This window comes from Polaribacter ponticola (genome assembly GCF_026191475.2).
In the GTDB taxonomy this organism is placed as follows: Bacteria; Bacteroidota; Bacteroidia; order Flavobacteriales; family Flavobacteriaceae; genus Polaribacter; species Polaribacter ponticola.
In genome coordinates, this window is record NZ_JAOSLC020000003.1 from 1523260 (window position 1) to 1549453 (window position 26194).

The following is a 26194-nucleotide window of genomic DNA, read 5'->3' on the forward strand; positions in this document are numbered from 1 at the left end:
TCAAATTAATATATTTGTATAAAATATTTTTACGTTGAGTAAGCAGAACATTGTAAATCAATATCAAAAATCTGCGAATATTTCGCAGTTAAACAAACAACTTCAACAAGATAAAAACCAAATTCAGATTTCGAATTTAGTAGGCTCTTCGTTGTCTTTTGTTATTTCAGAAACTTTTAAAAAAGGAGACAAACCATACCTCTTAATATTTAATGATAAGGAAGAAGCTGCTTATTATTTAAATGATCTAGAACAACTTTTAGGTGAAAAAAACGTACTCTTTTACCCAGGTTCTTACAGAAGACCATATCAAATTGAAGAAACTGATAATGCGAATGTTTTATTACGCTCAGAAGTTTTAAATAGAATTAATTCTCGTAAAAAACCCGCTGTAATAGTTACCTATCCTACTGCTTTATTTGAAAAAGTAGTAACTAAGAAAGAACTAGAAAAGAACACATTAAAAGTAACAGTTGCAGAAAGTTTATCATTAGATTTTGTAAATGAAGTTTTATTCGAATACAAATTTAAACGAGTTGATTTCGTTACAGAACCTGGAGACTTTTCTGTGAGAGGAGGAATTATAGATGTTTTTTCTTTTTCTAATGACGAACCTTACAGAATAGAATTTTTTGGTGATGAGATTGATAGTATTCGAACTTTTGATGTAGAAACCCAACTTTCTAAAGAAAAATTAAAAAAAATCTCAATAATGCCAAATGTTGAGAATAAAACATTACAAGAAAATAGAGAGAGTTTCTTAAAATACATTTCACCTAAAACAATAATTTTTGCAAAAAACTTAGATTTAATATTTGGAAATCTAGATAAATTTTACACTAAAGCACAAGAAGCTTTCAATGATTTATCTAAAGAAATAAAACATGCAAAACCAAATGAGTTATTTTGTAATGGGGATTTTATTAAAAAACAGATTCAAGATTTTTCTTTAGTTAATTTTGAAGCAAAGCGTCATTCTGAACTTGTTTCAGAATCTCAAGAAAAAATGCTAAAACAAGTTCAGCATGACATTAAATTTAACGTCATTCCACAGCCTTCTTTTAACAAGCAATTCAATTTATTAATTGATAATTTAGAAGAATATCATAAAGGAGGATTTACCAATTATATTTTTTGTGCAAACGAACAACAAGCACAACGTTTTCATGACATTTTTGATGATGCAGAACAAGAAGTACATTACGAAACAGTTGTTTTTCCTTTATACAAAGGTTTTGTTGATATAGAACAAAGGTTGGTTTGTTATACAGATCATGAAATTTTTGAACGTTATCATAAATTCCGATTAAAAAATGGGTATGCAAAAAAGCAAGCTATTACACTTCAAGAATTAAACAAACTTGAAATTGGAGATTATGTTACACATATGGATCATGGGATTGGGAAATTTGGTGGTTTACAAAAAATTGATGTTCAAGGAAAAAAGCAAGAAGCCATTAAATTAGTTTATGGAGAAAGAGACATTTTATATGTAAGTATTCATTCACTTCATAAAATTTCTAAATTCAATGGAAAAGATGGTAAAGCACCTAAAATATACAAATTAGGTTCTGGCGCTTGGAAAAAAATCAAACAAAAAACCAAGGCTAGAGTTAAACATATTGCGTTTAATTTAATTCAATTATACGCAAAAAGAAAGCTGCAAAAAGGATTTGCTTTTGGTCCAGACACACATATTCAGCATGAGTTAGAAGGTAGTTTTATGTATGAAGACACTCCAGATCAATTTACAGCAACACAAGATGTAAAATTAGACATGGAAAAAGAGCAACCAATGGATAGATTGGTTTGTGGTGATGTAGGTTTTGGTAAAACAGAAGTTGCTGTTAGAGCAGCTTTTAAAGCTGTAGATAACGGTAAACAAGTTGCCATTTTAGTACCAACAACTATTTTGGCTTTTCAGCACTATAAAACGTTTTCTGAGCGTTTAAAAGATTTCCCTGTACAAATAGATTATTTAAACAGATTTAGAACTGCTAAACAAAAAACCGCAGCTATTGATGGTGTAAATAAAGGAGAAGTTGATATTATTATTGGAACACATCAACTAACAAACAAACGTTTAGAATTTAAAGATTTAGGTTTATTAATTATTGATGAAGAACAAAAATTTGGTGTTGCAGTAAAAGACAAATTAAAAACTTTAAAAGAGAATGTTGATACGTTAACCTTAACAGCTACTCCAATTCCGAGAACTTTACAGTTTAGTTTAATGGCCGCAAGAGATTTATCGGTTATAAAAACACCACCTACAAACAGACATCCAATAGAAAGTAATGTTATTCGTTTTTCTGAAGAAGTAATTAGAGATGCTATTTCTTATGAAATTTCTAGAGGAGGACAGGTTTTCTTTATTCATAATAGAATAGAAAACATAAAAGAAGTTGCTGGTTTACTTCAAAGATTGGTTCCTTCTGCTAAAATTGGCATTGGTCATGGTCAAATGGAAGGCAAAAAACTAGAAGCTTTAATGCTTGGTTTTATGGATAATGATTTTGATGTTTTAGTTTCTACTACAATTATTGAAAGTGGTTTAGATGTACCTAACGCAAATACTATTTTTATAAATAATGCTAACAATTTTGGATTATCGGATTTACACCAAATGCGTGGAAGAGTTGGACGTTCTAACAAAAAAGCCTTCTGTTATTTCATTACTCCTCCTTATCATATGATGACAGATGATGCCAGAAAAAGAATTGAGGCTTTAGTTTTATTTTCTGATTTAGGAAGTGGAATTAACATTGCTATGAAAGATTTAGAAATTCGTGGTGCTGGAGATTTATTAGGTGGTGAACAAAGTGGTTTTATAAACGATATTGGGTTTGATACGTATCAAAAAATATTACAAGAAGCTATTGTAGAATTAAAAGAAAATGAGTTTAAAGAATTATATCCAACCGACACTTCTAAACCTAAAGAATATGTTAAAGAAGTAACTATTGATACTGATTTCGAAATTTTATTCCCAGATAACTATATAAATTCTATTACAGAAAGACTAGCTTTATACACAAAGTTAGGAGATTTAATTAAGGAAGATGAATTACAAATTTTTGAATCTGAAATAATTGATAGATTTGGGGAATTCCCAACTCAAGTTGAAGATTTATTAGATTCTGTTAGGATAAAATGGCTAGCTAAAGAACTTGGTTTAGAAAAGATTATTTTAAAGCAAAAAAGGATGATTGGTTATTTTGTTTCTGATCAGCAAAGCGATTTTTACCAAACAGAAGCTTTTTCTAAAATGTTAAAATACGTACAACAAAACGGAAAAAGCTGTGTAATGAAAGAGAAAGAAACTAAAAATGGTTTACGTTTACTAATTACTTTTATTAGAATTGATTCGGTAAAAATAGCTTTAGAAATATTAAAGAAAATTTAATGGAAAATTCGCATTTGAAAAATATTTTCGGCCTTTTAATTGCAACATTATTTATAAGTACATCTGGCGTTTTAGGTAAATATATTGCTATGCCAACAGAAGTTATTATTTGGTTTAGAGCATCATTAGCCATGGGTTTTCTTTACATTTACAGTAGATATAAAAAAATAAATTTAACCATAAAATCGTCAAAAGATTATAAACCTTTTCTAATAAGTGGTATTTTAATGGCTGCTCATTGGGTAACATATTTCTATGCTTTAAAGTTATCTAATGTTGCTTTAGGGGTTTTGTCTCTATATACTTTTCCTATTTTAATCACTTTATTAGAACCTTTATTTTTAAAAGTAAAATTTAATCCAATTTATATTCTTTTCGGAATAATGGTCTTAACAGGATTATACATTTTAACGCCAGAATTTAGCATTGAAAGCTCACAAGTAAAAGGAATTCTATTTGGTGTTTTATCTGCTTTTTGCTACGCTGTTAGAATTTTAATCCTAAAACAGCATGTAGCAAAATATAACGGGACAGCACTAATGTTTTATCAGACTTTAGTAACTACAGTTTTATTATTACCAGTATTATTTATTATGGATTTATCTGCATTAAAAAATCAGTTTCCATATCTACTGTTATTAGCGCTTTTAACTACTGCTATTGGTCATAGTTTAATGCTACATTCTCTAAAATTCTTTTCTGCATCAACAGCAAGTATAATTAGTAGTTTACAACCTGTTTTTGGCATTATATTAGCCTTCTTTTTTTTGAGTGAGACCCCAACAATAAACACTTTTTTGGGTGGTATTTTAATTCTACTAACTGTTGTTATTGAAAGTTTTAGAAGTAAAAAATAGACATTTTTACAACAAAAGTAGATGACAAAAAAAGCCAAAAAAACTACTTATAAAAATAGCATAACAGAAAGCAAATAAATAGTTTTAGCCCCGATTGAAACGGCATCCTTTTTATAACTTAAAGGTAATTCAATTTTTAATAAAGATATTGCCACATCATGCAAAAAAAGCTTGACCCGCAATGACAGTTATAAAAAGATATAGTGGAAAGCGGGAAATAGCTTCAAAAAAATTAAAACAACTCTTTATTACTAATATCTAAATAGTTACGTTTTACAAAAGCTAAAATAGTTTCTAAAATTTCACCCATATTTTTACAATCTTTAAACTTTACATCTCCAACATATTTTATTAGATGCGTTTTTAAAAGCTCTACATTTTCTGGAAAAGAGATTGTATCTGCTTTCATACATTTTATTAAACGTAAAGTTCTTTTTGGAGCTGTAATCATTCTTTTAGCCATAAAAGAACGTTCTTCTATTTTATATTGCTGTATAGAATCGTTTTGCAATTTTTTACCAACCATTTCTGTCATCTTAAAGTTCTCTTTCATAAACTGTAAGTTATATACTTTTAAGTTGCCTTCGAAAGACTGCTGATCGAAATCTATAGCTCTAATTTTATATACTATATGATCAAAATCGTGCGTTGGTGTTATTACATAATTGTAAGAACGCATATCTCCCAATAAACGAACCAAACAACGTTCTTTAAATTTTACAAACTCTTTGGCTATTTGTGCTTTTTCTAATTCTGTGCATTTTGGTAAAAAATCTCTAATAAAATCATCTCCTGGAATTCCTGCAATATGTTCTTCTATTAAAGTGTCTTTATAAACCAGAAAATTCATATTATGAGGAGATAATATATGCTCTAGTTCCAACCCATAAATACGAGATGCATCCGTTTTTTTCACATAAAAATATGTGTAATTATCATTTAAAATATTACGAATTTTAATTCTAAAAGGTTTGGAATTTCCGAAAGTACAATAATCAATTGCATCAACATTTAAAAAAGGAATACTTTGGTCATTACCATCGGAATGTAACATAGTATAAATCTTTTTTAGATTTCTATCTATTTCTTCTCTATCAAATTGAGAATAATACGTTCTTACCCACAAAGTATCTTCTTCATTTTTATCATAGACTGTAACAGAACCTTGAAAACGCAATAAATCATCATAATAAATTGAATTTTTAATATTTCTATTATAATTTTTTAAATAGGCATTTAACATTTCACTAACTGGAAAGGCTGGTTTCTTTTTTGACATTAATTTTTCTTCTGAAGCCATAAGATGTAATTGAATATTATCAAAAATAAGAATAAACTTTATACTATTTCGAACAATTTACCTGGTAATGGTTTTGTAATTCCTTTTAATTCCATTTGCAACAAAATGGATGAAAGTTGGTATAAAGGGATTTTGCAACTTAAAGCAATTTTATCTAACGATTGCTTACCTTTTAACTGTAAATAATCATGAACTTTTTGTTCATCTATAGACAACTGAACAAACAACTGTTTTTGTATTGGCTTTTTAACTCTCTCTTTTATGTCCCAGTTCAACATTTTTACAATATCTTCTGATGAAGTTAATAAAGTAGCTCTATTCTTTTTAATTAAACTATTACAACCTTTACTGTAAATATCTGTTGCTCTACCTGGTACAGCAAACACGTCTTTATCATAAGAGTTTGCAATATCTGCGGTTACTAAAGAACCTCCTTTTTCGGCACTTTCTATAACAATTGTAGCTTTAGATATACCAGCAACAATTCTATTTCTTTTTAAAAAATTTTCTCTTAAAGGTTGTTCATCGTGCCAAAACTCGGTTATAAAACCTCCATTTTCATTTACTTGATGTATATATTTTTTGTGAACTTTTGGGTAAATTAAATTAAAGCCATGCGCTAGAACTGCAATAGTTTGTAAATTATTTTTTATTGCTGCTTTATGAGCGCAAATATCTACACCATAAGCAAAACCACTTACAATAATAGGGTTATAAACAGCTAAGTTTTCGATTAAATTGTTGCAAAATTCGCGCCCGTATGCACTCATATTTCGAGTACCAACAATTGAAATTATTTTATCGTTTTGAAAATTAATCTTTCCATCTTTAAAAAACAATATAGGACTATCGATACAATTTTGAAGGTTTAAAGGATAATTGTCATCTAAAAAATATGAATACTCAATTTTATTACTTTTAATATTGGCTAGCTCTTGTTCTGCAAGAATTATATTCTCTTTATCTAACAAATGCTTTACAGCGTGACTTCCTATACCATTAATTTTTAATAATGTAGCTGCTTTTTCTTTAAATACTTGCTCAACATCACCAACTGTAACAATTAGTTTTTTAGCCAAAATATCTCCAATTGCTTTACACTTTTGCAAGCGCAAAACAGAAAGTAACTTCTCTTCTTTCAATCAATAACAATTTAAGTACCAATATATAAAATAATTGCTGAAAAAAATTCATCAATTTAGTTTTATAAAACATCTAATTCTTTATATTTGTTAATATGAATTTAGCTAGCTACATAAACGACTTACTTTATAGATACAATTGTGTAATTATTCCTAATTTTGGAGGTTTCGTTACTAACAGAATTGGTGCAACTATTGATAAAAATTCTCAAAAATTTTATCCTCCTGCTAAACAGGTTACATTTAATAGTCATTTAAAAAGTAACGACGGTTTATTAGCAAACTATATTTCTTCTTCTGAAAACATCTCTTTTGAAAATGCAAATAACGCTATTGCATTGACTGTAAATAAATGGAGAGAAGAGTTACAATCTAAGCCTATACAGATTAGTTCTGTAGGCTCTTTAATGTTAAATGAAAATGGTCAAATAATTTTTGAACCAAACAAAGAAATAAATCATTTAGCTGAATCTTTTGGCTTAACTTCTATAAACTCAAAATCTGTTATTAGAAATAATACTAGAGTAAAGCCTTTAGTAGCTATAGCTAAAAAAGAAGAGAAAAAAGGAATTCCTGCATTTATTAATGCTGCTGCTGCTGCTGCAATACTGTTAACTCTTGCTCTTGGCGGTAATAGTATTTATCAAAAAAATCAACAAAAAACATTTTTAGCTAGTCAGGAAAAAGCGGTTGAGAAGAAAATACAATCTGCGACGTTTGTAATCTCTAACCCTCTACCTACAATTGAGTTGAACGCTGTAAAAGAGAAAGCTAAAACCATAGCAATCGTTAAACCATTTCATATTGTTGCTGGAGCTTTTCAATTTCCAGAAAACGCTCAGAAAAAAGTAGACCAACTAATAGAAATTGGCTATGGTGCAAAAATTATTGGAGTTAATAAATGGGGTTTAACACAGGTTTCATTTAATAGCTTTTCAGATAGAACAGAAGCAATCAACAACTTAAGAAGTATTCAAAAAACGGTTTCTAAGGACGCTTGGTTATTAACAAAAAGTAATATTTATTTAGGCGCTATTCTTATCTTTGCAGAAATTTTTAATAAAAATGGAAGCAAAAACACCTAAAGATTCCTTAACAATTCTTACTGATTTAGTTTTACCTGGAGAAACTAATTATTTAGACAATCTTTTTGGAGGAGAACTGCTAGCAAGAATGGATAGAGCTTGTAGTATTGCTGCAAGACGTCATTCTAGAAGAATTGTAGTAACTGCTTCTGTTAACCATGTTGCATTTAACAAATCTGTACCAGTTGGTAGCGTAGTTACCGTAGAAGCTAAAGTATCGAGAGCTTTTAAATCTTCTATGGAAATTTATGTTGATGTTTGGATAGAAGACAGACAATCTGGACAAAGAACAAAAGTAAATGAGGGTATATATACATTTGTAGCAGTTGATGAAACAGGTAAACCAGTAACAATACCACAAATAACGCCAGAAACAGATTTAGAGAGAGAACGCTTTGATGGTGCTCTTAGACGTAAACAATTGAGCTTAATTTTAGCAGGTAAACTAAACCCTAATGAGGCTACTGCTTTAAAAGCTCTTTTTAAAGTATAAATTATGATTGAATTTTTTAGTGATTTCAAAATTTTATGGACTATTGCAATTTTAGTAATTGCTTTTTTTACGAGACTTTTTATTACACAATCTCTTAAAAAAATTCAATTAAAGTTTGGATTTCAACAAGTAAGAATAATAGTCACTAATAAAATAATTACAATATTAATTTACAGTTCTACAATTGTTATAGTAGCATTTATTTGGGGTGTAGATGAGAAACAGTTATTAATTTATGTATCTTCTTTTTTAACCATTTTAGGTATTGCTTTTTTTGCGCAATGGTCTATACTTTCTAATATTACAGCAGGTATTATTCTTTTTATTAATTACCCTGTTAAAATTGGCGACACTATTACTATACTAGAAAAAGATAATAATATTACAGGAGAAATTAGAGATATTGGTGCATTTTTTATAACCCTAAAAACTCCAGAGAAAGAACTTATTACAATGCCTAACTCTGTTATTCTTCAAAAAAATATTAAATACTTTCCTCAGCCCAATTAAGCTTTAACTAAAATTAAAGTATATTAAAAAAATCCTATCTTTTAAGCATCCATAATGCTGGATTTAATCGGGTAGTATTCTTAAATAATACAAAAATAAGTTTAGTTTCCTTAGATAGTTTATCTGTAAAAATTCTTCCTATTTTTTGTCCGGTAACAATTTTATCACCTTTTTTTACAAATGAATTTTCAAGATTATTATATGAGGTAATATAATTACCATGTCTTACTAAAACATTCTTTGTGCCACCAGAACCTATTAAAATATTTAAAACTTCTCCATTAAAAATAGCATTGGCAAAAGTACCATTATTGGTTACAATATGTAAACCTGTGCCATTTATTGTAATTCCTGGAAATGCAGGGTGAGGCTGTTTCCCAAATCTTCTAACAACTAAACCTTCTTTTATAGGCCAAGGTAACTTCCCTTTGTTTAATTCAAATTTTACTGCTAAAGCTTTTGCTTCTGGACTTAAAATAAACTCATTTTTCTTAACTTTTTTAGATTCCTTCTTTAGCTTAGCCTTTGCTAATCTATTAGCTCTTGCAATCTCTTCTTTTATGATTTTATCTATTTTGCCAGCTACAATTTTTTCTGCTTTTATTTGCTTTTGTAAATCGGTCTTATATTTTTTCTCTTTCCCCTTAATTTTTGCAATTAAACTTTCTTGATTTTTCTTATCAGTTTCAATTTCTTTTTTTCATTTTTTTCTGATAAAATTAATCTATCTTTTATTTCTTTCTTAAGCAATAAAGAATCTCTAGACTTCTTAATTAAATTTGTTTGAACCGTAATTTCTTCTCCTTGTTTTTTTCTAAACGATGTATACTGCTTCATATACTCTAAACGCTTATAAGCTTGATAAAAATTTTGAGAAGACAACAAAAACATTGTTCTACTTTGTTGCGATTTACTTTTATAAGATTTATAGATCATATCTCCATAATCTTTCTTTAAATCTGCTAAAATTTTATTCGCTTTTTTAATTTCATTCTCGTTTGTTTTTATCTCTTTTGATAAAATTTGAGACTCTAAATTTATTGTAGAAATTAGCTTATTTCTAACAGTTATTTTTCGTTTAATATCTCGTAAATCTTCTAAAGCACTTTTTCCTTTTTTCTGCTCATTAAAAAGTAATTTATTTAACTTTTTAATTTCAGAATTATATTTTTTACGCTGAGTTTCTAACTGTTTTCTAGTTTGACTTAAAGCAGATAAACTCAAAAGACAAACTGACAATAAAATGATATAAAACTTACTCTTGCTCATTAAAATTCTAATCGTTTATAGCCATTAGGTACATTAAATGACATCTTTACATCCGTATCGAAAAAAACTGATTTATAAGACAAATTAATATCTGTTATAGACTTTTCATTTTTGGCTTTAATATTTATTTCTGAAGGAAAAACCACTTTCTCAATTAAATTATAAGAAGGATATGTAACATCTAATCGTAGACCTTTACTAACGTTTACAATAGATTGTTTGTCTAATTTAAAATGGGAAGGATTAATAGTGAAGAAAATATCGAATAACTCTGCTTGTTTTTCTGGAAACAAAATATATCTATTATTTTCAATTTTAACTTCTTGTTTATTTTCTTTTACATTTAACAAAGATTGCCCCAGAAATAAGTTTTGCAATTGTTCAAAATTAATTTCTACCCCTAATAAATCTTCAATCATTGAAAAATCACCTTCAAAATAATTTTTAAAAACAGGCGAATAGTAACTAACTGATGTAGGAGTTATTTTGGCTTTAAAAACGGTAATAAACTTAGAACCTTTTAACCAAATAACTTCATCTTTAATAATTTTCATATTAACAGTTAAACTTTGTTTCGTCTTTCCATTATTAAAATTTACTTTCAACTTCGCATCAATCGTTTTATTATCAAAATTAGCTGCTATATGTTTTTTTGCTACTTTTTTTGCCGAAATTTCCTTGGCAACTGCATTGGCATCAATCATATTTTTTTTGTTTTACAAGAAGTTAAAACGATCGTAAAAAGGAGAATGTATTTTATAAACTTCATAACTAACTCTTCAGTTTTTTTGCTTTTTGAATATATTTCTGTTCTTCTTTAACTTTACCTAAACCTCTATATGCTTTAGCAATTTCTAAATAAAAACCAGCTTCCATTTCATCATCAATTACAAAATCTACACCACTTTGTAAAATAAGTAACGCTTTTTTATAGTTTTTCTTACTATTTAAAGTTTTTCCATTTATTAAGTACACATAAGGTTGTGCAGGAAAAAGTGTTATGCCTTCTTCACTAAATTTTAATAAATCGCTATTTTTAGAAGATTTATTTAAAATTTCCTCTAAAATTTTATAAGATTTATCTGTTTTAAATTGATTTATTAAGGTTAATAAATCTGAACCTTTTTTATTTTTAACTTTTGTTTTAATAACATTTCTTTTACCTAAATTAAGCTTTAATCTTTTAAGATAAGATGATAATAAATTCTCTTTTTCAAGAGTATTTATTAAAGTGAGTGATTCTTCGTATTGTCTATTATAAGCATAAAGTCTTGCTAAAAACTCTCTTTCTTTTGAATTTAAATTAACAATTTTTTTTGAATTTTAATAGCATCATTATAATTTCTATCCTTCTGATAAATTTTAACATAATGCTTTAGCATCCAAATATTGTTTGGATCTTTTACTAAAGATCTTTTTATATATTCTTTAGCTAACAAGGTATTATTTAAAAGTAAATAATTTTTTGAAAATTCAAAAAAAACAGAAACATCATTAGGTAGAATTTGATTACAACTTTCTAAATTTTCAATAGCTTTTTGGAAGTTTCCAATCGATTTTTCTGATAAAGCTTTAAAAAAAACTTTTGAAATTTAAGTTCAGATTCTTCAGTTAAATCTTTTTTTCTGGAATACTATCTTGTGAAAGAGTTTTATAACTATTAAGAAAAAAGAGAAAAGAGAAAAGAGCCAATTTAAAATAACTAAACTGCCTCTCTTTTTTAATTTTGTTTATCTTTTTTCTGTTCTTCATTTATGTTAACTCTGTATAATCTCCAATACTAACAGAAGTATATTTCCCATCATACTTTGCATGGTTTCCAATCATAGCATTATCTAAATTAGCATTAGATATTACTACATTAGTTTGTATTAAAGAGTTTACAATTATAGAATTTTCTACAACACTATTTTCCCCAATAGAAACATAAGGTCCTATTTTTGTGTTTTTCAAAACTACATTTGCCCCTACAAAACAAGGTTGAATAATCTCTGAATTTTCTAATATAACATCTGCAGAAACTAAATTGTTACCAGCAGCGTGTTCAAAGCTTAAAGTTTGTTTGTTTGTATCTACTGTTGGATCTTTTTTACCACAATCCATCCAAGTACTTACTGTACCAGGAATAAATTTAGCTCCTTGTTGTTTTAAAGATTCTAGAACATTTGTTAATTGATATTCGTCGTTTTCTTTTAAATCGTTATCAATTAAATATTGAATTTCTTCTAATAGCTTTTCTCCGCTTTTAAAATAATAAATTCCAATAATTGCTAAGTCAGAAACAAAATCTTTTGGTTTTTCTATAAAATCTGTTATAAAACCGTCTTGTAATTTAACAACACCAAAAGCACTTGGGTTTTCTACTTTACTTACCCAAATTGCTCCATCTGCATTAACATCTAAAGTAAAATCAGCTTTAAACAAAGTATCTGCATAAGCAACTACACACGGCCCACTTAAAGATTCTTTGGCACAATAAATTGCATGTGCTGTACCTAGTGCTACGTCTTGGATATATACTGAGCCTTTAGCCCCTAACTCTTCTGCAATTTTCAATAATTTTTCTTCTGTATCTGTTGGAAAACCTTTTGCTGTTGTACCAATTACAAATGCAATTTCATCAATTTCTTCATCAATTACAGAGGCAATATCTTCTACTAACCTTTGCACAATTGGCTTACCTGCAATTACTGTTAATGGTTTTGGTACTGTAAGCGTATGAGGTCTTAAACGAGATCCAATTCCCGCCATTGGTACTATAATTTTCATTTATTATTTTTTTCAATTATTTTATGCAAGATAGTATTAATTAAGAGATTTTAAAAATTGTTTTAACTTAATAACTTAGCCTTTTATTAATATAGAACAGTGTTTTTCCTCATCAAAAAAGGGGATATTTCTCCCTGTAAATAGGGAGATAAAAATTTCATTAAAAAAGGGGATTGACAAGTCTTTAAATTTCGTTTACATTTACTACAACCAAACAAACAATATTAGCCCCCAACTTATCATTCATAGAAATGATGCAAAAACCCAAGTTAACGCTTGGGTTTTTTGTTTCTTTGCAAAAAATAATACTTGTGAACTATTTATCTGTAGAAAATATTTCTAAATCTTATGGAGAACGTATCTTATTTGAAGATATCTCTTTTGGAATTAATAAAGATCAAAAAGTTGCTTTTGTAGCTAAAAACGGAAGTGGAAAAACTTCTATTTTAAATATTATAGCTGGTTTAGATGTTCCAGATTCTGGGCAAGTGGTAAGTAGAAAAGGAATTTCTATTGCTTATTTAGCTCAAAAGGATGACATAAATCCCGATTTAACCATTGAAGAAACCATTTTTGCTACAGATAATAAAATTCTTTCTATTGTTAATCAGTATGAAAAAGCATTATTAAACTTAGATGATACAGATGCATACCAAGCTGCTTTTGAACAAATGGAGCAATATAATGCTTGGGATTTTGAAACACAATACAGACAAATTTTATCTAAATTAAAATTAGATGATTTATCGTTAAAAGTTGGCGCACTTTCTGGAGGTCAAAGAAAAAGACTTTCTTTGGCAATCGTTTTAATTAATAAACCCGATTTATTAATTTTAGATGAACCAACAAATCATTTAGATTTAGAAATGATAGAATGGTTAGAATCGTTTTTTGCAAAAGAGAAAATAACATTATTTATGGTTACTCATGATCGTTATTTTTTAGAACGTGTTTGTAACGAAATCTTAGAGTTAGATGAAGGCAAGATTTATAAATACAAGGGTAATTACTCTTATTACCTACAAAATAAAGAAGAACGATTAGCACTAGAAGCTACTAATTTAGGTAAAGCGAAAAGTTTATTTAAAAAAGAATTAGAGTGGATGCGTAAGCAACCAAAAGCTAGAACTACAAAATCGAAATCTAGAACAGATGATTTTTATCAAATTAAAGAGAAAGCACATCAACGTAGAAAAGACCATCAAGTCCAATTAGAAATAAATATGGAACGTTTAGGGAGTAAAATTCTTGAGCTTCATAAAGTATATAAATCTTTTGGAGATAAAAAGATTTTAGATGGTTTCGATTACGTTTTTAAACGTGGAGAACGCGTTGGTATTATTGGTAAAAACGGTACAGGTAAATCGTCTTTTTTAAATATTATTACAGAAACAGCTCCGTTAGATAGCGGAAAAGTTGTTTTAGGTGAAACTGTAAAGTATGGTTATTACACACAAGTGGGTATAAATGTAAAAGAAGGACAAAAAGTAATAGAAGTTGTTAAAGAATTTGGAGAATTTATACCCTTATCTAAAGGACGAAAAATATCTGCTTCTCAACTTTTAGAACGTTTTTTGTTTGATAAAAAGAAACAATACGATTTTGTAGAAAAACTGTCTGGAGGAGAACAAAAGCGTCTGTATTTATGTGCTGTTTTAATACAAAATCCTAATTTCTTAATTCTTGATGAACCTACAAACGATTTAGATGTTGTAACTCTAAATGTACTAGAAAACTTTTTGCTAGATTATCCTGGAAACTTGTTAGTAGTTTCTCACGATAGATATTTTATGGATAAAATTGTAGATGCTCTTTTTGTTTTTAGAGGAGAAGGTGTTGTAGAAAACTTTCCTGGAAATTATTCAGATTTTAGAGCTTATGAAGCTTCTGCTCCTAAAGAAGCAAAACAAGAAAAAGTTATTGAAAAGGTTGAGAAAAAAACACTAAAAATGCTTTAAATTTTAACGAAAAAAGAGAGTTTGGTACTTTAGAGGCAGATATAGAAAGGCTACAAAGAAGAAAACTTGCTATTGAAACACAATTTTTAAATGTTGAAATTGCATCTGAAGATATTGCTAAAAAATCTGAAGAGCTGCAAGAAACAATAAAAAATCTAGAGCAAAAAGAAGAGCGTTGGCTCGAACTTTCTATGAAGTTAGAAGATTAATTAACTCTAATAATATTTTCATCTTTTAATAACATTTCGTTATTAAAACGCAGTAAAATTTGTGCAACTGCAATTGTATCTTTTTCACAATAAGTTACAATTCTTTGTAAATCTTTTTCTTTATAATAAACACTAGCAACTTCACTACCATCTATATCATCTTTTGGTGATGGAATGCCTAAGATATTTGTTAATAGTTTTAAAGAAGTATAATGTTTAAAATCGCCAAATTTCCACATTTCTAAAGTATCTAAATGCGGAACTTCCCAAGGTTTTTTACCAAATAAATTTAGCTTTTTTGGCAATTCTATTTGATGTACAATCATTCTTCTTGCAATAAAAGGAAAATCGAATTCTTTTCCGTTATGAGCACATAATACATTTGCTTTTCTTGCAAAATGCTTATCTAATAAATTTTTAAATTCAGTGAGTAATTTATGCTCATCATCACCAAAGAAAGAAGTAAGTCTTAATTGTTTTTTAGAATCTTCTAAAACAAAATACCCAACAGAAATACATATTATTTTACCAAATTCTGCCCAAATACCAGCTCGTTCATAAAACTCTTTAGCTGTAAATTCTTCTTTTCTTTGATAGTGTGTTTTTTGCTCAAAAAGATCTTGAGTTGTTTTAGAAAGCGATTCCCAATTTTCTTCTTGCGGTACTGTTTCAATATCTAAAAACAAGATATTGTTTAATTTATAGGTAAGATTCATAGTCTTAATTTTTCTTTTTCAGTTGAAAGATACTGAAAATAAAAAAGCTCCGAAATTAATTCGGAGCTTTAAATATTTAAAAAAAGAAAATTATCTAATTACCAATTTCTTAGTAGCAGTTTTTCCGTTTTCAGTTACTTTTAAAATATAAATTCCTGCAGAAACTGCAGAAACATCAATTGTAGACTTTACACCATTAAAACTAGATGAAAGTACTTTTTTACCGATAACGTTAAAAATTACTACTTCTTTTTTATCAGAATTAGAACTCGTAATTGTAAATCTGTTATTTGTTACAGGGTTTGGATATGTTGCAAAACCTTCAATTGAGTTTTTAGCAATGCTTAAAACAAAACTATTAGCTGCACCAGGTGTTCCTAAATCTCCACCAGAAGTAATTTCTTCTGTTGCTTCTGCCCAATTCTCACCAGAATCATTATCTGTTGTAGAATATTTATTTGTTGCTAACTCCATACTTTTACCATTAGGATCTGGAAAAGTAGCTCCATTATCCCAAGAAATAGAATCTACAATTGTAGAGCCACAGTCTAAAGCAATAGAGTCCGAACTATTTCCTAAGAAAAAATTAGATCCGTATTGGTAATCTACAGCTACTCCTCCATTTGCACCAGAATCAGAGTTTATACCTAACACAGCATAACCATTTGCAGGTACAATTAAACTACTTGCTATTACATGGTCTTTAGACGAAGTAGTTAAAGACTTAATCATCCAACCTTGCATATCAATTGCTGCTGCTGTTGTATTATAAACTTCAAAATACTCACCAGAATCATCATTTACAGACTTTGGATTTTGCATAACTTCAGTAACAATTATTGCTCCTACTGCAGGACAAGTTGGCGCAGGCACACAAGTTGGACTATTAAAAGTTCTAGATAAGTTACAAGAACTACTTGCATCTCCAACAATAGTTATATCGGCTGTTGAACCTTCTGAAATTCCTGAAAAAGTAATTGTCCCAGAAGCTGAAGTACTAGGATCATCACCTCCAACTGTTACACCAGATGGCGCAGTTATTGTATATACAGCACCTGCGCCTCCTGTATAGGTTATTGAACCTGTATAGGTATCAGTACCGTTTGTTAATGCATCACAAGTAGTAGTCATTTCATCTAAAACTAAATCACAAGGTAATTTAACAGAAAAAGTAACTGTTGCTTCTACTTTAGGTGATAATGATGCTCCTGAATTATCTACTAACTCAGCAGTTACAACATAAGTTACTCCAGGATTAATACTTTCTATCAATGAACTGTTAGAAAAAATATTTTGGGTACCGTCTGCAACACCATCTTTCATTAATGAACCTACAATATAACCATCACCTGCTCCATCAGTAGTTTCAGTATCGCCAACTTCACCAGAAAGAGTAAAGTTTGTAACTGAAAAATTGATAGGTATACTTGTTACTGTTGATTCAAATTCTTGGTTATTTGACGGAGAAGTGATTACTAAATTTGGAGTGCTAACAAAACCATCAACAACTCTAATATTATCTACTGCAATATCTTCATCACCTGCGCCTAAACCTACAAAAACTAATCTAACATCAACTAAATTTCCAGTACTTAAACCTACAGTAAACTCAGTAAAGACATCGCTTAAAGCATCACCATCTCCTATTCCATCTAAATCTGTATCTTGTAAAGGAGCAGATACATTAAATCCAGAAGTTGCAGATGTTGCAAATTGTAAAACCTTTGTAAAAGTACCAGAATTATCATAATCTACTTCTATATAAAATAAATCTCCACCGTCCCAATCAAATTTTCCATCTGAAGGTTGGTCTTCTGCTAATAATAAAGCAAGCGTAAGATTGGTTTTAGAAGATATGTCTATATCATCAAATGTAAGCGTTTGTGTTGCCATTGTACAAGGCGAACCATCTGTATCCATTGCTGCAAAGAAGTAGTCTCCATCTGCTCCAGAAACTTCATAAGAAGATGTTATATCTGTACCATTAGTTCTTGTAAAGAAATCTCCGCTATTATCGTTACAATCTTCAGATGTTGTTCCAGAATTTCCAGTTTCAAAAGATTCTTGAAATACTGTTGTTTGCCCAAAACCTAAAAAGGCAAAACAAATGGTTAAAAATAAAGTTAAAATGTAATTTTTTTCATACTTGATTTGAATTAAAAGTTGAACGTAAATATAAGAAATATAAATTTTATTAAAGAAAGTACATATTAATTAAACATTAACTAAATAAACCTCAAAGGAAGTCTTTAATGTTACCAAAAAGTAAAGGATTACATACTAGATTAAATGATTGTTAAGAACTTGTTCTGTTTTAAGATTTATCTGTATTTTTGATTCTTATCATATAAAAAATTATGAATAAAAAAGATATTAAGATTTTATTGGTTGATGACGAACCGGATATTTTAGAGATTGTTGGATACAATTTAAAAAACGAAGGCTACCAAATTTTTACTGCAGAGAACGGACAAGAAGCTATAAAATCGGCTAAAAAAAATACTCCACACTTAATTTTACTTGATATTATGATGCCAGAAATGGATGGTATTGAAGCTTGTGAAAAAATAAGAAAAATTAAATCTTTAGAAAACGTAATAATATCGTTTTTAACTGCAAGAGGAGAAGACTACTCTCAAGTTGCAGGTTTTGAAGCTGGAGCAGACGATTACATTACTAAACCAATTAAACCAAAAGTTTTAGTAAGTAAAGTAAAATCTTTATTAAGAAGATTAAAAACTGAAGAAGAAAGCGGAGAATCTCTTAAAATAGGTGATATTATAATTGATAGGGATGAATATGTAGTTTATAAAGCAGGAAAAAAGATTTCTCTACCTAGAAAAGAATTTGAACTGTTTTCTTTATTAACCTCTAAACCAGAAAAAGTATTTAAAAGAGAAGTAATTCTAGATACTGTTTGGGGAAATGAAGTTGTAGTTGGCGGTAGAACCATTGATGTACATATTAGAAAACTTAGAGAAAAAATTGGTGATGACCATTTTAAAACAGTAAAAGGAGTTGGTTATAAATTTGTTTTAGAAGATTCTGATAAATAATTAAGATTGAAACTAAAAAAAACATATTCTTACGCGCTATGGTCTGCAGTATATTTAACAATAGTATCTGTTGGTATTGCTGCTATATCATATTTTATCTTAAGTGAGCATTTAGGATATAGCATTATTATTATTTCTATAATAGCGCTATTTTTAACTTCTTTTTTATTATTCAATACAGAGCAGAACATTTTATATATAGAAGGCTAAAAAAAATATATGAAGAAGTTTCAATCTTAGATGTTAATGATCTTAAAAAAGAAACAACTACAACAGATATAGATAAGCTTTCTAAAAGAATGCAAAGATATGTTGAAGGTAAAAGACTCGAAATAAAAAGCTTAACAGAAAGAGATTCTTTTAGAAGAGATTTTTTAGGCAATGTAGCTCATGAACTGAAAACACCTCTTTTTACAGTACAAGGCTATATTTTAACTTTATTAGAAGGTGCAGTAAATGATAAGCAAATACGAATGAAATACCTAGACAGAGCTAATAAAGGTGTTGAACGTTTGGTTGCTGTTATAAAAGATTTAGATATGATTGCTAAATTGGAAAATGATGGAATGAAACTAAATGTTGATGTTTTTAATATTCTAGAGGTAATTCAAAATGTGATCGACTTATTCGAAATGAAAGCTAAAAAAAGAAACATAAAATTAAAATTCGATAAAATTTATGAGTTTCCAGTTTTTGTTAAAGGTGATGTTGAAAAAATAGAACAAGTTATTATTAATCTAGTTGTAAACTCTATTAAATATGGTAGCCCTAATGGCACAACTATAATTGGAGTTGAAGATTTTAATGACAAAAAATTTATACTTAAAGTTATAGATAACGGAGAAGGTATTAAGAAGGAGCATATTTCTCGTTTATTTGAACGTTTTTATAGAGTAGATCAAAGTAGATCTCGTGAACAAGGAGGATCGGGCTTAGGGCTTTCTATAGTAAAACACATAGTAGAAGCTCATGATGAGAATATCCTTTTAAAAAGTACTTACGGTAAAGGTTCTGAGTTTTCTTTTACAATAGAAAAAGCAAGATAATTTTTAAACTTACACTAAATCGAAGCCAATATCTTTTCTATAATTTATTTTTTCAAATTTAATTTTACCGATACTTCTATAACTTTTAGCTAAAGCCTCTTCGATAGTATCTCCAAAAGAAGTCACAGCCATAACTCTACCTCCATTGGTTACAACTTTATTGTCTTTAATTGTTGTACCTGCATGATATACAATAGATTCATCTATTGTATCAAAACCAGTAATTTCTTTATTCTTTTCATATGCTTCTGGATAACCGCCAGAAACTAACATAACTGTTGTTGCAGTTTTATTTGTAACAGAGAACGATTTTTCATTTAAAGTTTGATTTCCAACTCCCTCAAACAAATCAAATAAATCTGATTCAATTCTTGGTAATACAACTTCAGTCTCAGGATCTCCCATTCGTACATTGTACTCAACAACAGAAGGGTTTCCGTTATCATTCATCAATCCAATAAAAATAAAACCTCTATAATCAATACCGTCTTTCTGTAAACCAGCAATTGTAGGCTTTACAACCAATTCTTCTACTTTATCTAAAAATGCTTTATCTGCAAATGGTACAGGAGATATTGCTCCCATTCCACCAGTATTTAGACCTTTATCTCCTTCACCAATTCTTTTGTAATCTTTTGCGGATGGTAAAATTTTATAATTTATACCGTCTGTTAATACAAAAACTGACAATTCTATTCCTTTTAAAAATTCTTCTATAACAACGGTAGAAGATGCTTCTCCAAATTTTTGATTAGATACCATTTCTTCTAACTCAATTTTAGCTTCTTCTAATGAGTCTAAAATCAACACCCCTTTACCTGCTGCTAAACCATCTGCTTTTAATACAAAAGGCGGCTCTAATGTTTCTAAAAAGGCAAAACCATCTGTTAAATTATCTTTTGTAAATGATTTATATTTTGCAGTAGGTACGCCATGTTTTTGCATAAATTGTTTAGAAAAATCTTTACTACCTTCTAATAATGCTCCGTCTTTTTTAGGTCCAATTACAGGAATATGCTTTAAATCTTTATCAGCTAAAAAGAAATCGTGCACACCTTCTACCAAAGGTGCTTCTGGTCCTACAACAACCATTTTAATCTCGCTTTCTAAAACTAATTTTTTTACAGCTTTAAAATCAGTAGGATTTATATTAACATTTGTTCCTATTTTGTCTGTACCAGCATTTCCTGGAGCTACAAAAAGGTGGTTAATTTTATTACTTTCAGATAATTTTAAAGCAAAAGCGTGTTCTCTACCTCCAGAACCTAAAATAAGTACATTCATGTTTATTGTGTTGTGTTGTTGTAGCTGCAAATATATTTTTAAAAAATGTAAGAAACTAGAAACCCCACTTTAAAAAATATTTAATTGCAGATGAAAGGTGATAAAAAAATAATTTTATACTTTTTGAGGATCCTTTTTGATGCTGATGTGTAATTTCTACTTCAGGAAAGTAAAGTATTTTTTTATTTGTTACTTCTATTTTTCTACAAATATCTGCATCTTCCATATATAAGAAATAGCGTTCATCAAAACCTTTTATGTCTTTAAAATCTTTAGTTTTAAAAAGCATAAAACAGCCATGAATAAAATTAGGACAAAAGGATTTAGTTAAATCTTGATCTCTGTATTCATTGGTTATCGTCATATTTTTAGAAATCTTTAATTTTCTATTAATTAAATCTAAAAAAGTTGGATGTTTTCTGCAGATAAACTGTAAATCTCCATTAGGATATAATACTTTTGGGGTAATAAAAGAAACGTTCTCCTCACCTCTTAGTTTGTTTATTAAATTTGGTATAACATCACCTAAAAAGACAACATCAGGATTTAATATTAAGTGAAAATCAGAATCTAACCTTTCTAAAACTAAATTATGACCTCTACCAAACCCTAGATTATCATTTACAAAAATGTATTCAATTTCTTTATCTTTAAAAAGATTTTCTAGTTTATTAGTTGGTGAATTATCAATTAGAAATATTTTTTTTAATAGATAACTTTAAAAATGAATCAACGGTTTTTTTAAGTGTATCATACCTTTCATTATACAAAACTATCGAAGCAGTAATCATAATTAGTAGGCTTTTTCTTCTCCCTGAAAAACATTCAAGACAGTTCTAATTATAATTTTAAGATCTAACAAAAAAGACCAATTTTCTATATAAAAAATATCTAACCTGACTCTGTTTTTTATGTCTGCCTTAGTTTTAATTTCTCCTCTATAACCACTAATTTGAGCTAAACCAGTAATCCCAGGCTTAACTATATGTCTTTTTAAATAATCATCTACGTCTTTTTGATACTCCAAAGACAAACTTTCTAGGTGAGGTCTTGGACCAACTACACTCATATCTCCAAGAAGTACATTAAAAAACTGTGGCAATTCATCCATGCTTGTCTTTCTTAAAAAAGCACCTAATTTTGTTACTCTTGTATCGTTTTTAGTAGCATGCACTTTATTAGACAAATCATTTATTTTCATAGATCTAAATTTATAACAAACAAATTCACTACCATTTATACCCTCTCTCTCTTGTTTAAAAATTAAAGGCCCTTTAGATTCTAACTTAACCAATACCCATAGAATAGGTATTAACCAAGAAAGTAAAAAGATACAGACAAAAAGTGAGAAAAAAATATCAAAAATTCTTTTTACGTAAAAATTTTCTGCAAATTCAAAAGGGAGTTTATTTACATTTAAAACCATTAAAGTATCGTCGTAAAATTCTACACTCTGGTTTTTACTATATAACTCATTTGAATTAGGAATTAATTTTAAGAAAATATTTTTTTCTATTGCAAATTTATTTATTTCCTTGATCTGATTTGCTGTTAATTGTGTTAATGAACAATAAATTTCATCAACATTATTTAGAGAAACAAATTCAAACACACTTTCTATATTACCCAAATAATCCTTATTCTTATAAATTTTATTAGAAAAGAAACCCAAATACTTATACCCTAAGTTAGATTTGCTTTTAAATAATTTAATAATATTTTTAGAAGAGTCATCAAAACCAACAACAATCGTTGTTCTAAAGTTTTTACCAAAAGATCTATATTTTTTTAATAGAAAAAACCACAGGAACTTAAAAAAAGTAATACTTAAAAAAATAGAACTTAAAATTAGAAACTGATTGTTAACAATATCTCCTTCTCTAAATATGCCGAAATAAGCAAAATAACCTAAAATAAAAATTAAAAATTGTTTTGCTAAAAGAGTATATAACCTTAATGTTCTAGTATATCTATACACTTTATAAAACCCTAAAAAATAGGAAGTAATTAACCAAAAAAATGAGATATAAGATAAAAAATAAAAGTTTAGATATTCTTTATCATATATGAAGTAAACTATTGCGTTAATTAAAAATATATCGATTATTAATTGCAATGGTCTTATTAAATAAGAGTATCTTTTTTTCAAGTTTGGTGGTTTATTAAAACAAATATATTGTTTTAACGTAAAACTTTCTCTATCATTTTATCAATTGTAAAAAACTTTTTTGCAATAACTTTTTGATGCTTAAAATCAATCGATTTTTCTAAAAGAGCTTTCAAGGCTCTAATTAACTCATCTGTTTCCCATGTTGTAACTACATGGTGTAAATTATTGTTATTAAATAGTTTTTGAAGTTCGCTATTTAAATCTGTAATTAAAAATATTTTACAATTAGAAGCTAATAAATTAGGCAACTTAGAAGGCAATGATCCTTTAGAAGTTCCTTCTTTTTGTGGTACTATTTGAATATCACTTTTTTGATATAATTCTTCTAAATTTTCTTTTTTAACTAAATCGTGAAAACGAATATTAACGTTCTTGTTTAATTCTACTAGTTTATTAAACTCTTCTCCCTTAGAAAAAACATGAAACATAACGTTCTCTATTTCTAAAGAAGCTTCTTGAAAGAAATTTAATAATTTTTCTGGGCTTTGCTTTTCTCCTAAAGCACCTGAATACACAACATGTTTTTTATTTTTATCAAAAATGTGGCCTAAATCATTTGTAATATTACCCTTTACGGTTATAAACGGATATTGAACTTCCAATTTATTTTCCGCTAACCCGTATAACTCTTTCGCCTGATCTTTCATTTCTTTAGAAAGAAAAATTAATCTATTACAGCTGTTATAACATTTTTCTTCAATTTCATGAATAAAATAACGAACTACTTTATTCACAATGCCCTTTTTACCAATAGAATATACCTCTTGTAAATCGTGTACCATACCAACTTTTTTAAGATTACGATTTAAGAATGGTAAAATTGATAAGAAGGCAAAACTTGGTGGAAAAATAGGCATTATAATATCCTTATTCTTTTGGTGCTTTCTAATTTTGCTTAGAATAAAAAAAACAAAACTAAGTTCTAAAACTAGTCTTCTAACAATCGTTTTTTTGAAAAAAATAAATACTTTCCTCCTCTAATTATTTTAATTCCATTTAATTGCTCCTTGCTTTCTTTTATTTTCCATTCAGGATAAAAAGGATGATAACATAACATCGTTACATTATGTCCGTTATTTTTTAAAGCTAGAGCAAAATCTGTATTAAACTTTCCTGTTGATATAGGTTCAGGAAAAAAAAGGAGATATTATTAATATGTTTTGTTTATGACTCACGTATTCTTTCTCTAATTATTTTTGCCGGATTACCAATACAAACTTTATTTGAAGGTAAGTTTTTATAAACACTACTTCTAGAACCTACAACTGTACCATGTTCTATTGTAATACCTGGCGCAACAAAAACATCTGTAGCCAACCAACATTCGTCTTTAATGGTAATTTTTTTTGCAAAAATAGGGAAATTAGACTTTAAATAATCATGAGAACCTGTGCATAAATAAGATTTTTGAGAGATAACAACATTTTTACCAATTTCTATTTCACCTAATGAATATAAATCTACATCATCACCAATCCAAGAATAATCGCCGATAGAAACTTTCCAAGGATATGTAGTTTTTACAGATGGTCTAATAATTACATCTTTACCAATTTTAGCTCCAAATAAACGTAATAAAAAGCGTCTAAATGCATACATAAACTGTGGCGAATTTTTAAAAAGTATAGATTGAACAAGCCACCAAAGCTGAACTACAAAAGCATTTCTTCCTCTAAAATTTTCAGGAATCTTAGATGTGTTAAGTTTTTGCATTTGATTTTAAGATTTTTAATAACTGTTCACTAAAAGTAGTAATAGTAAAGTTCTCTGCAAAATACATTTTATTGTAATTACTTATTTCTAAAATCTTGGATTTATTATCATTTAAGAAAACAAATTTATTAGTAATACTTTCTGAGTTCTGTTTATCTACTAAAAAACCATTTTTATTATTTTCTATGATATCGATAATTCCTGCATGGTTAGTAGAAATTATTACGTTTTTAGTGGCTAATGCTTCTAAAATAGAAATTGGTTGTCCTTCCATTTTATAAAAAGTAGGCAAAACAAAAACATTACTCCAATTTAGTAATTGTTTCTTATCATCATTATAAACAACACCAACATAACTTGTGTTTTTAAGTTTATCAATTTTGTATAGAATATCATCTTTTAAACTAGCGTCTATATTACCTGCAATTTTAGCTTTATAGTTTATTTTTTTATTTTCTAAGTCTTTTAAAGAATCTAAAAGTTGAAAAATTCCTTTTTCTTCCATTAGATTACTTAAATATGATATTTTTAAAATACTATTATCAACTTTTAACTTATTATCAATTAAATAATTTTGAGCAAAATTATATAATACATATATGTTTTTCTCGTCTAAAAAAGGAGTCAAATTTTGTTTTAAAGAATCAGACAATACAATTCCTTTTGTGAATTTGGAAACTAAAAAAAAGAATAATTTCTTTTTAAAACCTATTAATTGTTGGTATTGTGCTCCTAAAAAATTACCATGAACATGAATGATTAATTCTTTTTTTAAAATTGAAGAAAGCAAAATAAATAAACTATATTTTGTAATTCCAAAAAAGTTTGACCTGGTGTTATATAAATAACATCATTTTTAAAAACTTTAAAAACACTAAAATTCATTTTTAAAAAGAAAATTAGTTTTTTAAATGAAAAGCTACCCACTGCATCTTCAAAAACTGTGTAAGAAGTATTTATAAAATCCGACTTAAAATCTGCAGAAGTATCTAAAACTTCTTTTACAACTTTGTTTGCTAGAGAAACACCAGATATCGGTTTTGGAAATGGCCCAATTGTTAATACTTTTTTCATTCTACTTTATTTATTTTGTTATAAAAAGAGAAATAATTTATAAAAATTGAAAAATAGATAATTCCGTTTTGTCTATCTAAAATATTTTCAATAAACATTAATGCTATAAATAATAATACAATAGATAATTGTTCGAA

23 protein-coding genes and 2 pseudogenes are annotated in these 26194 nt (G+C 28.0%); 9 read left to right on the forward strand and 16 right to left on the reverse strand.

The window, feature by feature from the left end; genetic code table 11:
* The first annotated feature begins 34 nt into the window (after window positions 1-34).
* Both mfd and N5A56_RS12045 read left to right on the forward strand, forming a co-directional pair.
* Window positions 35-3406 (forward strand): transcription-repair coupling factor, encoded by a 3372-nt coding sequence (gene mfd / locus N5A56_RS12040; protein WP_265725673.1) that lies wholly within the window; start codon window positions 35-37, stop codon window positions 3404-3406.
* A complete protein-coding gene (locus N5A56_RS12045) occupies window positions 3406-4263 on the forward strand; it encodes a DMT family transporter (RefSeq protein WP_274270435.1) in 858 nt (285 codons plus the stop codon). The genes mfd and N5A56_RS12045 overlap by 1 nt, the downstream gene beginning before the upstream one ends.
* Before the next feature lie 232 nt (window positions 4264-4495).
* On the opposite strand, the gene N5A56_RS12050 is transcribed toward N5A56_RS12045, so the two are convergent.
* The gene (locus tag N5A56_RS12050; protein ID WP_265725674.1) at window positions 4496-5563 is read right to left on the reverse strand and encodes a hypothetical protein; all 1068 of its coding nucleotides are present in this window, start codon (window positions 5561-5563) and stop codon (window positions 4496-4498) included.
* Window positions 5564-5601: 38 nt separating this feature from the next.
* The gene (gene dprA / locus N5A56_RS12055) at window positions 5602-6705 is read right to left on the reverse strand and encodes a DNA-processing protein DprA (RefSeq protein WP_265725675.1); all 1104 of its coding nucleotides are present in this window, start codon (window positions 6703-6705) and stop codon (window positions 5602-5604) included.
* A gap of 95 nt (window positions 6706-6800) precedes the next feature.
* On the opposite strand from dprA, the gene N5A56_RS12060 reads away from it, so the two are divergent.
* From N5A56_RS12060 to N5A56_RS12070, 3 genes are read left to right on the forward strand one after another with little or no spacing between them, the layout of a single operon-like run.
* Window positions 6801-7790 carry an HU domain-containing protein gene (locus N5A56_RS12060; protein ID WP_274270436.1) on the forward strand — a complete coding sequence of 330 codons (990 nt, stop codon included), beginning with the start codon at window positions 6801-6803 and terminating at the stop codon, window positions 7788-7790.
* Window positions 7771-8283, forward strand: a complete 513-nt coding sequence (locus tag N5A56_RS12065; RefSeq protein ID WP_265725677.1) for an acyl-CoA thioesterase — start codon at window positions 7771-7773, stop codon at window positions 8281-8283. Before N5A56_RS12060 ends, N5A56_RS12065 begins: the two co-directional genes overlap by 20 nt.
* 3 nt (window positions 8284-8286) lie before the next feature.
* Window positions 8287-8793 (forward strand): mechanosensitive ion channel domain-containing protein, encoded by a 507-nt coding sequence (locus N5A56_RS12070; protein WP_265725678.1) that lies wholly within the window; start codon window positions 8287-8289, stop codon window positions 8791-8793.
* A 34-nt stretch (window positions 8794-8827) separates the two neighbouring features.
* Here N5A56_RS12070 and N5A56_RS12075 read toward each other — a convergent pair whose 3' ends face one another.
* Entirely contained in the window at window positions 8828-9082 is a 255-nt protein-coding gene (locus tag N5A56_RS12075; protein ID WP_274270582.1) for a M23 family metallopeptidase, read from the reverse strand.
* Between N5A56_RS12075 and N5A56_RS12080 the strand changes: the two genes are divergently transcribed.
* Window positions 9036-9161, forward strand: coding sequence for a hypothetical protein (locus tag N5A56_RS12080; RefSeq protein WP_274270437.1), 126 nt, complete (start codon window positions 9036-9038; stop codon window positions 9159-9161). The two genes, N5A56_RS12075 and N5A56_RS12080, sit on opposite strands and share 47 nt — an antisense overlap.
* Before the next feature lie 289 nt (window positions 9162-9450).
* Here the strand turns inward: N5A56_RS12080 and N5A56_RS12085 are convergent, their stop codons facing one another.
* From N5A56_RS12085 to N5A56_RS12100, 4 genes are all read right to left on the reverse strand, one after another.
* On the reverse strand, window positions 9451-10017 hold the full coding sequence (locus N5A56_RS12085; protein WP_274270438.1) for a murein hydrolase activator EnvC family protein: 567 nt from the start codon (window positions 10015-10017) through the stop codon (window positions 9451-9453).
* Window positions 10018-10061: 44 nt separating this feature from the next.
* Window positions 10062-10766: a lipoprotein insertase outer membrane protein LolB1 gene (lolB1, locus tag N5A56_RS12090; protein WP_274270439.1), complete on the reverse strand. Its 705-nt coding sequence runs from the start codon at window positions 10764-10766 to the stop codon at window positions 10062-10064.
* Window positions 10767-10833: 67 nt separating this feature from the next.
* Window positions 10834-11037 carry a hypothetical protein gene (locus N5A56_RS12095; protein ID WP_265725682.1) on the reverse strand — a complete coding sequence of 68 codons (204 nt, stop codon included), beginning with the start codon at window positions 11035-11037 and terminating at the stop codon, window positions 10834-10836.
* Window positions 11038-11814: 777 nt separating this feature from the next.
* Window positions 11815-12831 carry a sugar nucleotidyltransferase gene (locus N5A56_RS12100; RefSeq protein WP_265725684.1) on the reverse strand — a complete coding sequence of 339 codons (1017 nt, stop codon included), beginning with the start codon at window positions 12829-12831 and terminating at the stop codon, window positions 11815-11817.
* A gap of 311 nt (window positions 12832-13142) precedes the next feature.
* Here N5A56_RS12100 and N5A56_RS12105 point away from each other — a divergent pair.
* A pseudogene (locus tag N5A56_RS12105) lies at window positions 13143-14998 on the forward strand (ABC-F family ATP-binding cassette domain-containing protein).
* On the opposite strand, the gene N5A56_RS12110 reads toward N5A56_RS12105, so the two are convergent.
* Together N5A56_RS12110 and N5A56_RS12115 are read right to left on the reverse strand one after the other, a co-directional pair.
* The gene (locus N5A56_RS12110) at window positions 14995-15714 is read right to left on the reverse strand and encodes a 3'-5' exonuclease (RefSeq protein WP_274270440.1); all 720 of its coding nucleotides are present in this window, start codon (window positions 15712-15714) and stop codon (window positions 14995-14997) included. The pseudogene N5A56_RS12105 and the gene N5A56_RS12110 sit on opposite strands and share 4 nt — an antisense overlap.
* Before the next feature lie 90 nt (window positions 15715-15804).
* Entirely contained in the window at window positions 15805-17634 is a 1830-nt protein-coding gene (locus N5A56_RS12115) for a T9SS type A sorting domain-containing protein (RefSeq protein ID WP_265725685.1), read from the reverse strand.
* Window positions 17635-18071: 437 nt separating this feature from the next.
* Between N5A56_RS12115 and N5A56_RS12120 the strand changes: the two genes are divergently transcribed.
* A complete protein-coding gene (locus tag N5A56_RS12120; RefSeq protein ID WP_274270441.1) occupies window positions 18072-18770 on the forward strand; it encodes a response regulator in 699 nt (232 codons plus the stop codon).
* A gap of 6 nt (window positions 18771-18776) precedes the next feature.
* Window positions 18777-19816 (forward strand): annotated as a pseudogene (locus N5A56_RS12130) (sensor histidine kinase).
* A gap of 9 nt (window positions 19817-19825) precedes the next feature.
* Here N5A56_RS12130 and purD read toward each other — a convergent pair.
* The 7 genes from purD to N5A56_RS12165 form a co-directional block, all read right to left on the reverse strand.
* Window positions 19826-21100, reverse strand: coding sequence for a phosphoribosylamine--glycine ligase (gene purD, locus N5A56_RS12135; RefSeq protein WP_265725687.1), 1275 nt, complete (start codon window positions 21098-21100; stop codon window positions 19826-19828).
* Between the two features lie 55 nt (window positions 21101-21155).
* Window positions 21156-21800, reverse strand: coding sequence for a glycosyltransferase (locus N5A56_RS12140; protein WP_337994846.1), 645 nt, complete (start codon window positions 21798-21800; stop codon window positions 21156-21158).
* A gap of 93 nt (window positions 21801-21893) precedes the next feature.
* Window positions 21894-23249, reverse strand: coding sequence for an exopolysaccharide biosynthesis polyprenyl glycosylphosphotransferase (locus N5A56_RS12145; RefSeq protein WP_265725688.1), 1356 nt, complete (start codon window positions 23247-23249; stop codon window positions 21894-21896).
* Between the two features lie 32 nt (window positions 23250-23281).
* Window positions 23282-24232: a glycosyltransferase gene (locus tag N5A56_RS12150; RefSeq protein WP_337994847.1), complete on the reverse strand. Its 951-nt coding sequence runs from the start codon at window positions 24230-24232 to the stop codon at window positions 23282-23284.
* Between the two features lie 202 nt (window positions 24233-24434).
* On the reverse strand, window positions 24435-24983 hold the full coding sequence (locus tag N5A56_RS12155; RefSeq protein WP_265725690.1) for a putative colanic acid biosynthesis acetyltransferase: 549 nt from the start codon (window positions 24981-24983) through the stop codon (window positions 24435-24437).
* On the reverse strand, window positions 24970-25773 hold the full coding sequence (locus N5A56_RS12160; protein WP_274270444.1) for a glycosyltransferase family 4 protein: 804 nt from the start codon (window positions 25771-25773) through the stop codon (window positions 24970-24972). Before N5A56_RS12160 ends, N5A56_RS12155 begins: the two co-directional genes overlap by 14 nt.
* The gene (locus N5A56_RS12165; protein ID WP_274270445.1) at window positions 25755-26057 is read right to left on the reverse strand and encodes a hypothetical protein; all 303 of its coding nucleotides are present in this window, start codon (window positions 26055-26057) and stop codon (window positions 25755-25757) included. The genes N5A56_RS12160 and N5A56_RS12165 overlap by 19 nt, the downstream gene beginning before the upstream one ends.
* Window positions 26058-26194: the final 137 nt, after the last annotated feature.

What these genes read in the sequence shown, in the direction of transcription:
- N5A56_RS12045 (WP_274270435.1), top strand. Translation starts at nt 3,406, where the DNA reads ATGGAAAATTCGCATTTGAAAAATATTTTCGGCCTTTTAATTGCAACA.
- N5A56_RS12050 (WP_265725674.1), bottom strand. Translation starts at nt 5,563, where the DNA reads ATGGCTTCAGAAGAAAAATTAATGTCAAAAAAGAAACCAGCCTTTCCA.
- N5A56_RS12060 (WP_274270436.1), top strand. Translation starts at nt 6,801, where the DNA reads ATGAATTTAGCTAGCTACATAAACGACTTACTTTATAGATACAATTGT.
- N5A56_RS12065 (WP_265725677.1), top strand. Translation starts at nt 7,771, where the DNA reads ATGGAAGCAAAAACACCTAAAGATTCCTTAACAATTCTTACTGATTTA.
- N5A56_RS12070 (WP_265725678.1), top strand. Translation starts at nt 8,287, where the DNA reads ATGATTGAATTTTTTAGTGATTTCAAAATTTTATGGACTATTGCAATT.
- lolB1 (WP_274270439.1), bottom strand. Translation starts at nt 10,766, where the DNA reads ATGATTGATGCCAATGCAGTTGCCAAGGAAATTTCGGCAAAAAAAGTA.
- N5A56_RS12100 (WP_265725684.1), bottom strand. Translation starts at nt 12,831, where the DNA reads ATGAAAATTATAGTACCAATGGCGGGAATTGGATCTCGTTTAAGACCT.
- N5A56_RS12110 (WP_274270440.1), bottom strand. Translation starts at nt 15,714, where the DNA reads ATGAATCTTACCTATAAATTAAACAATATCTTGTTTTTAGATATTGAA.
- N5A56_RS12115 (WP_265725685.1), bottom strand. Translation starts at nt 17,634, where the DNA reads ATGGATACAGATGGTTCGCCTTGTACAATGGCAACACAAACGCTTACA.
- N5A56_RS12120 (WP_274270441.1), top strand. Translation starts at nt 18,072, where the DNA reads ATGAATAAAAAAGATATTAAGATTTTATTGGTTGATGACGAACCGGAT.
- purD (WP_265725687.1), bottom strand. Translation starts at nt 21,100, where the DNA reads ATGAATGTACTTATTTTAGGTTCTGGAGGTAGAGAACACGCTTTTGCT.
- N5A56_RS12155 (WP_265725690.1), bottom strand. Translation starts at nt 24,983, where the DNA reads ATGCAAAAACTTAACACATCTAAGATTCCTGAAAATTTTAGAGGAAGA.
- N5A56_RS12165 (WP_274270445.1), bottom strand. Translation starts at nt 26,057, where the DNA reads ATGAAAAAAGTATTAACAATTGGGCCATTTCCAAAACCGATATCTGGT.